This window comes from Desulfosporosinus sp. Tol-M2, assembly GCF_059735615.1.
Genome location: NZ_JCAIJG010000119.1, coordinates 1 through 8,040, shown reverse-complemented (window position 1 = coordinate 8,040; position 8,040 = coordinate 1). Strand labels below are relative to the sequence as shown.

The following is an 8,040-nucleotide window of genomic DNA, read 5'->3' as shown; positions in this document are numbered from 1 at the left end:
TTATAAGGTTTATTCCTTTACTTCTTCACCATCAGCTAATCCATCCGCCCCATTAATAATAATGCGGTCACGGGCTTGCAAACCTTGCACAATAACTGTTGACTCTTCATTTTTAAGGCCTGTACGAACAGCGATTTTCACTGCTTTCCCTTCTTTCACGACCATAACAAAATCCTTGTCATCCCGCCTCAGAAGTGCAGAGTTAGGGATGACTAAAACCGATGAATTTTTCACAGTAATTTTAGCTGCAGCCGTCATCCCCGCTTTTAATATTCCTTCCGGATTGTCTATGGCGACTTTTACCGGAAAAAACTGTCCGGTTGGAATGGAGGCTGGACTGATATAAGAGATTTTTCCCGTGAAAGTCCGGTTTGGAATAGACTCTACCGTAACTTCTACAGAATCTCCTACTTTGACATAGTTGATATAGTTCTCAGAAAGGTTTCCAGTCAGGGCCAGTTGATCGATGGCTACAATCGAAGCTAAAGGAATGCCGGGGCCAATCGTATCCCCAACAGACACATTCAATGTCACTAAAAATCCATCGATCGGACTTTTGATATCTGCTTTGGCAATGTTTAAGTTAATCGCATTGATGTTTGCTTGAGCTGCTTTAAGAGCTGCTCCTTGAGCGGTTTCGTATTGAGATTTGGCAATATCCCTTTTCAAAGTGATTTGTTCCATTTGTTGTTGGGAAATTGCGCCTGATTTAAAAAGCTCCTGAAAACGGTTATAGTCATTTTCCGAGTTTTCATAATTGAGACGGGCTTGTTCAGCCTGGGCCTGACTATTGGCAAGCCCGGCTTTCGCTTGTTCAAGTTGATTCAGCAAGTCTTTTTTATCTAAGGAAATTATAGTGTCGCCCTTTTTAACAAAGCTTCCTTCCTTTGCTCGGACTGCGATGACCATTCCTGGAAGTTGGGAACTTAGATTAGACTTTTCCTGAGCATCCATGATACCGGTTAAGGCTACTTGCCCGCTAAAATCCATGGCCTTAACTTCAGCCGTTTTTATGGGCAGGGTAGTTTCTACAGCTTTGGCGGCTGGTTTTGTTAAAATTACGTATCCTGTAACGGAAATGAATATGGCTAAGGCTAAAAGCATCAGGCTGCCGACTTTCTTGTTTAACACTTTGGTCTTTGTATTTAAGTTTAACATCATCCTTCTCTCCTCCTTTCGTTATTCGGCAAGATGGATTTTCGCAGTAACACTCATCCCGGGTAAAAGCCCCAGCTGATTTATTTCCGGAAAACGTACTTTGAGCGGAATCCGCTGGGTCACTTTGGTAAAGTTGCCGTTGGCTGATTGCATCGGTAAGATATTAAAAGTTGAAAGAGTGGCTTTGCCGATTTCATCGACTCTTCCTTGAAAGGTTTTTCCGGGCAAAGCATCAATCTTTAAATCCACAAGTTGGCCTACTTTTACTTTTTTGATTTCAGTTTCGTCAATATTTACATCCACAAAGAGATCTTTAGTATCGGCAATCACGGCGAGAGGCTGCCCTGTTCCAACCAATTGCCCTACCCGTACGGAGGACTTAAGCACTTGGCCGGAAATTGGGGCAGTAATCTCTGCTTTACTCACCATGATGCTGCCTACGGGATTAAGCGCACTGGGGTTGATACCCGCTGAAGTGGCCATCGCATTTGTATCCAGCCACCCAATCGTTGTTCCGGCTTCTGCATAGTCCCCTTCAGAAATATTCCAGGATGTTATTTTACCCGAGATGATCGGACTGACATTTGCAGTATAGGCACTGATCCGGGCATCATCGGTAGTAAGATAATGAGACATTTCGTACCAATAATAGCTTGCGATACCGCCGCCAATGATTAAGAGTACGGTCAGTGCCACTGAAATAATGATCTTTTGCTTCTTCATAATTCTCCTCCTGATTTTTTTGGGATAGTTTGTCATTATTGTAATTTAAGAAAATCCTATACTGTTTCTGTAAACCTCGTTTTCGGGTTTTTACGAATCCAACCCAGGATAGGTTTTTGCACTAAGAAAAAAGCGGGGACTATGCCGATTAAGCCCATGAGCACATTGACGAAGAAGGCATCCTGAAACCCTAAAACAGCTGCTTTTTCCTGGGCGATCCGAAACAGGGTTAACATATTAAAAATTTGCGCTTCGGGAGCCTGAAATCCCATACTTTGAAACAATGACGTTAACGGTTCAAAGGACTGCAGGGTATAAGACCAGGGAGTGGCGTTGGTGGCGATGTTTGCGTAGTGCCAAGGAGTTCGCGCTTGAATAATACTTGTAAGGATTGCTACGCCGACGGCACTGCCAATTTGACGAACCATATTAAAAAAGGCGGACCCTTGATTCACTAATTCTGCCGGTAAGGAACTATAGGCCAGGGTGACAGAAGGCATAATGCCGAGGCCAAGCCCCACTCCGACAATGAATAAGTGCTGTCGAATGGCTGCTAAGCTTGTATTCACATCAAGATTAATAAAAAACAGGGTTCCAAGTGACATAATTGCGATCCCCGCAACGGTTAAAAAGGTTGCGCCAATCCTGGGAAGGAGAAAAGCACTAAGGGGAATAAAGATAACGATACCCAAGACTTCCGGCAAGAGCATCATGCCGGTGTCCATGGCGCTCAATCCTCCAAGCTGCTGCAAGAATAAGGGCAGGAGAAAGAGGCTGCCAAATAAACTCATAATGATAAAAAAAGTAACGACCAGGGAACCGGAATAAATACGGCTTTTAAATATTCTTAAGTCTAAGAGAGGATCAGGCGAATAGGCTTCCACCAGAAAAAATAAAATCAAACTGCTTATGGCAATATCAAAGAGAAAGACAATCTTGAATGAAGTCCAACCTTCATCAGCACCGTTGCTGAGGGCTAAGAGCAAGGTCGAGAAGCCCAGTGCCGATAATAAGAAACCCCAGAAATCAAATTTTTTAGTCACTGTATCAAATTCATGTAATATTAAATAAGATGCGGCAATCGACAACAAACCGATGGGCAGGTTGATCCAGAAAATCATCCTCCAGTTAAACGTATCGACCAAGTATCCTCCAATCATTGGTCCAATGGCCGGAGCAATCAGTAAAGGAATACCCATCAATCCCATGGCTAAGGGGAGTTCTTTTTTCGTAAAGGTTTTCTCAACGATGGACAAAGCCAGAGGCATAATCATCCCCCCGCCAACTGCTTGGATAATCCGAAAGAAAATCAGGGCATTAATATTCCAAGCTAATGCCGATAGGATAGACCCGACCGTAAAAATAACGAGACTAAGAAGATAAATTTTTTTCATTCCTCTTGTATCAGCCCAATACGCCGTAATCGGTTCAAAAACCCCAATGGTTACCATGTAAGCAGTAATTACATACTGAGAAAGCCGTAGATCTGTCCCGAGTTCCAACATGATATCCGGAATAGCAACATTCACAATCGTCATATCCAAAAGATCCATGGATAACCCCAAAACAACAGCAATCAGGCTCAGCCATTTTCCCCATTTTTCAAACAACAATTCTCACTCCCTTAAAACAGACCCGATTTATCATTGACCAATACTGGCATAGATTGTTTCTAAAATCCAACCAATAAAAGCATAAAAAGCAAAAAAAATTACTGTCTCAACAAGATTATCCCCCAATTGCCTCTCCTCCTCTGTAAAGAAGTCTAAAAATTTCCTGAATGAAAGATGGAAATTATAAGACCTATTGTTATTATTCCGGCCAAAACTAATCCTATTTTTAAAAGCACTATATTTAATTGATAGACTTCTGCTCCGGTATGGGCGCTTATTCCAGAGCCGATAATAATTCCGGCGATAATTATACTTACCGCCAAAAGTATAATGCTAAAGGAAATGCGATGGGATATTCTATCTATTTTTCTCATTATCTTTTCAATATCTTGAATCTTAAAACAGAATGTGAAATCCTCATCTTCTATTTTCTTGATAAGGCTAAGAATAAACTCAGGTATTTTTTTTATTAAACCGCTATAATCAGTTATTCCTCTAAAAATTATCTTTGCAAAATATTCCGGCGACAAAGCAGCAAATGTTAATTTTTTAGCGATCGGTTCCGCAATTTCTAAAACGCTGAGCTGGGGGTCGAGTTTTTCTACCAATCCTTCCATAGTAATCAGTGATTTTGCCAGCATTGTAAATTCGGGGGGAAGCATAATTTTGTAGGAAAAGGCTATTCTAAAAATCTCATTCAACAATTCACCAATTTTTATCTTGTTGAGCTCATGCGTAAGATAATTATTTCTTATTGCATCGAATTCTTTTTCAAGTTTATTTGTATTAACCCCGGCTGTTAAAGCATTCAGCTCCATCAAGGCTTCAACAATCAACTTGCTGTTTTGGGAGGCAATGCCAATTAATATCCTTAGAAACTGGAGTTTACGTTCTTCGCTTAGCTTTCCTACCATACCTAAATCTAAAAAGACGATGGTATTGTCAGGTAAAACCATAATATTTCCCGGGTGGGGATCGCCGTGAAAGAAGCCATCTCTCAATATCTGATTGAATATTGATGCAGCAAGCTTCCTAGCTATCAGTTTATGGTCAATCCCCGCTTTTTTTAACGCCTCAAAATCAGATAGCCGTATCCCGTCAATATAATCCATGGTCAGAACACGTCTTGTCGTATGAATCCAACTGATTGACGGTACTAAAATATCCTTGTCACTAGAGAAATTTATTTGGAAAGTTTCTGCGTTTTCTCCTTCTACTCTAAAATCCAATTCATTTTTTAAGGTATTTTCAAATTCTTTAACCATTTTACTGAAGTCATAGAGCTTACCATATTGAGTATGGTTGTCAAGAAAATTGGCCAGGTCTTTTAGAATCTTTAAATCCAAATCTATCAATCTTTCTATTCCCGGCCTCTGAACTTTAACTACTACTTGTTTACCTGAATATAATCTGGCAAGATGAACCTGGGCTATGGATGCTGCAGCTAAAGGTTTTTCGTTTGCTGTTTTACCAATATGCTTAGCAATTTCAGAATTGCTTACAACCAATTCAGGCAGAAAATACCCGTATCCTATAATTCCAACATTATTCAATATACAAACATCCCTTCGTTTAACTTACCTGTGTATAAAAAAACCAGTAATTAATTATTAAGCATATACTCCCCGATATTCTTTCGGCAACAATCGGGCAATTCTTCGCATAAGGTCTCCTATCGGTGCATCTTCACTTAGCTCGGCCAGTGTAAAGGCTGGGCCAAAGACAACATTAACTTCCGCTTTTTGAAACCATTCTTGGTCCATATTGTCATTTTGAATAGGCAACAGTTTTTCCGATCCCCAGATACCAACCGGGACTAACGGCGCCCCTGCCTTCTTAGCAATGAACAAAACCCCTGCGCATCCTTCAATCATTTTTCCCGTGCGGCTTCGTGTACCTTCGGGGAAAATAAATATATCTTTACCGTCCTTGAATGTCCGTATTGCATTTATTAAGGCCTTGCGGTCCGGTTGATTAGGATAAATAGGGATATAATCTATAGTTTCCAAAACCAGGTTTGTCAGGTATTCGTGCTGCAGTTTAATCCCTGCTAAAAAAACTGTCCTCCGATGTGCCAAAATATCACGGAAAATAAGGCCATCGGCATTGGAGAGATGGTTGCAGACAAAAATTACCGGTTCTTTCGGTATATTTTCTAAGCCTCCTACCTTAAGGTCGCCGTAATAGTCTATTAATTTTTTAGTGATAAAGTGTACAATCTTTACCCTTGCATGGGAAGGCAAGATTCCCATCAAGCAGAGAATAGACTTAAACAATAAAGGCACCTCTTTTATAGTATTTCGGACGTCCGTACTAATTTTGATATACTTTTGCCGTTTCTAAACTGTTAATCTTGATTATTGCTTTTTTGATTTTGACCTAACCCCTGAATAAGCTGCTCTCTGACAATATTCTTTATATCGTCTTTAGTAAGCAAATCTTCTTTTCTTGCAATATTCACATAGTCTAAGGACTCTTTGACTTCGTCTTTAATCAATTTTTTTAGCTCTTCCCGTTGTTCCTTTCCTTTTATAACCAATTCACTTACCAGTTTTTGAGCATCATTTCTTGAGACTTCCCCTTTATTAACAAGTTCGTCCACTACTGTTTCAATTTTTTCTCTTGAGTAAGCAAATAAACCAAAACCAAGATTCATTGTTCTTTCTAATAAATTCAACATAACTATTTCTCCTTTCATTGTTAAGCTAAACTTTCTTCGAATATTAGAATATTATTTCTACCGCATTTAATGCTTCAGGCAAGTTTTTTTCCTCGGAGTCCAAAATTACCTGTATGGCAGTTCCCAGCATTGCACCAAGAATCATTCTAGCTATAGACTTGGGAGAATATCCCTCTAAATTCCTCCTGATTGGGATATCATGTAAAATGTGTTTTTCAATCAAATCCGACAGACCTTTAAAAAGGCTGCACAGAAGATCTTTTAGGGCAGAAGACCAGAGGGCTAAACCTGTTAAGTCATAGAGCAGGCGAAAAAGTGCAGGATTCGTTTTTAGCATTTCCTGAAAATATTTGATTAAAGAAGAAATTTTATCTTTAGGGGCATCCCCTTTCTGTAAACACTGTTCTACTTCCCTTAAATATTTTTGTGCCATCAGCTTAATAACTTCTGTAAACAACCCTTCTTTATTCTTGAAGTAATAATTTAGTTGGCTTAAAACTACACCCGCTTCATTCGCAATATCTCTTAAGGAAACATTGGCGTAACCTTTTGATGATATGCAGTGAAAGGCTGCCAGTAAGATTTTTTCCGACTGATTCTTTGTTTCTGCGTCTTGCTTCACTTTATCGCCCCTTTCATATAATTAGGCGTGCGCTGCTTAGGAAAACTATGTCATTTGCCTAGAGACCTTTAAGATATTTTAATACTTTCTCCACATCTTCTACTAGTTCTGCAATTATTTCGCGGGCCGGTTGTTCTCTACTGACCATTGCCGCTATTTGACCAGCCATTACCGATCCTGTTTCTATATCACCTTCAACGACTGCTGCCCTTAATCTGCCTTCACCTAATTTTTCAAATTCACCCTGTTCTGCATTGTTATCGGCCAATTCTGCAAAACAGCGGCTCAGTTTATTTTTAATTACCCTTACTTGATGTCCTCTATAGCCGGTTAATACCGTATCACGATCTTTGGCTTCAATAATTGCTTTTTTATAATTATTATGAACCGTACATTCTGCAGCACAAACAAATCTGGTTCCCATTTGTACGCCTACAGCTCCGAGACTTAAAGCGGCAATAATTCCCCTTCCGTCATAAATTCCTCCAGCAGCTATGACGGGTAAGTCTACGGCATCCACAATTTGTGGCACCAGAGCCATTGTAGTAATTTCTCCAACATGGCCACCACACTCCATACCTTCAGCAATTAATCCGTCAACCCCTGTTCTTGCCAATCTTTTAGCTAAAGCTACCGAGGCAACCACAGGAAATACTTTTATTCCCGCTTCTTTTAATTTTGGTATATGTTTACCTGGGTTTCCCGCTCCTGTAGTAATTACTTTGACTTCTTCCGCAATAACTATATTTATCAGTTCTTCCACATAAGGCGTCATATAATAAACATTTACACCGAAAGGCTTTTCCGTGAGCTTTTTTACTTTTTTTATTTCCTCTCTTACCACTTGGGGCGGGGCACTTCCTGCACCAATTATCCCCAAACCTCCAGCCTCGGAAACAGCAGCAGCCAATTCAGCTGTTGCTACCCAGGCCATCCCCCCCCTGAATAATGGGATATTCAATTTCCATCATCTTACATATTTCCGTCTTAAACATAATTTTCCTCCCTCTCGTTAACCATGTTACCACTTTCTCTTTTTTGTCTGTTACTTCCTCTAGTTTAAGCAGCTGTTTTGCTCGGCTCCTCAATTCATTCGGCAGCCCGTCATTGAGCTATTAGATATATTCATGTATGAAAAGCTGGTTTTCCATCATATAGAGAATAAACTTTTCTTAATAGTTCGGACGTACGTATTAACACTATAATAATAGCATTTTCCCTTTATAACTCATATTCAAGAAAAC

Annotated in this window: 8 protein-coding genes; all 8 read right to left on the bottom strand. The window is 40.0% G+C overall.

Features of this window, described 5'->3' with window-relative positions; translation table 11 throughout:
• Positions 1-9 precede the first annotated feature (9 nt).
• The 8 genes from AC6I5A_RS09185 to AC6I5A_RS09150 all read right to left on the bottom strand — a co-directional run bounded on the left by AC6I5A_RS09185 (position 10) and on the right by AC6I5A_RS09150 (position 7,706).
• Complete coding sequence (locus AC6I5A_RS09185) at positions 10-1,161, bottom strand: efflux RND transporter periplasmic adaptor subunit (RefSeq protein ID WP_034614764.1); 1,152 nt, start codon at positions 1,159-1,161, stop codon at positions 10-12.
• Positions 1,162-1,179: 18 nt separating this feature from the next.
• Entirely contained in the window at positions 1,180-1,881 is a 702-nt protein-coding gene (locus tag AC6I5A_RS09180; RefSeq protein WP_034614762.1) for an HlyD family secretion protein, read from the bottom strand.
• Positions 1,882-1,937: 56 nt separating this feature from the next.
• Positions 1,938-3,491 carry a DHA2 family efflux MFS transporter permease subunit gene (locus AC6I5A_RS09175; RefSeq protein ID WP_034614759.1) on the bottom strand — a complete coding sequence of 518 codons (1,554 nt, stop codon included), beginning with the start codon at positions 3,489-3,491 and terminating at the stop codon, positions 1,938-1,940.
• Between the two features lie 155 nt (positions 3,492-3,646).
• Positions 3,647-5,047 carry an AarF/UbiB family protein gene (locus AC6I5A_RS09170; RefSeq protein WP_052167995.1) on the bottom strand — a complete coding sequence of 467 codons (1,401 nt, stop codon included), beginning with the start codon at positions 5,045-5,047 and terminating at the stop codon, positions 3,647-3,649.
• A gap of 57 nt (positions 5,048-5,104) precedes the next feature.
• Complete coding sequence (locus AC6I5A_RS09165; RefSeq protein ID WP_052167994.1) at positions 5,105-5,770, bottom strand: 1-acyl-sn-glycerol-3-phosphate acyltransferase; 666 nt, start codon at positions 5,768-5,770, stop codon at positions 5,105-5,107.
• 71 nt (positions 5,771-5,841) lie between these two features.
• Positions 5,842-6,174, bottom strand: a complete 333-nt coding sequence (locus tag AC6I5A_RS09160) for a phasin family protein (RefSeq protein ID WP_034614756.1) — start codon at positions 6,172-6,174, stop codon at positions 5,842-5,844.
• Positions 6,175-6,217: 43 nt separating this feature from the next.
• Complete coding sequence (locus AC6I5A_RS09155) at positions 6,218-6,796, bottom strand: TetR/AcrR family transcriptional regulator (protein ID WP_034614753.1); 579 nt, start codon at positions 6,794-6,796, stop codon at positions 6,218-6,220.
• Between the two features lie 58 nt (positions 6,797-6,854).
• Positions 6,855-7,706: a nitronate monooxygenase gene (locus tag AC6I5A_RS09150; RefSeq protein ID WP_497900625.1), complete on the bottom strand. Its 852-nt coding sequence runs from the start codon at positions 7,704-7,706 to the stop codon at positions 6,855-6,857.
• Positions 7,707-8,040: the final 334 nt, after the last annotated feature.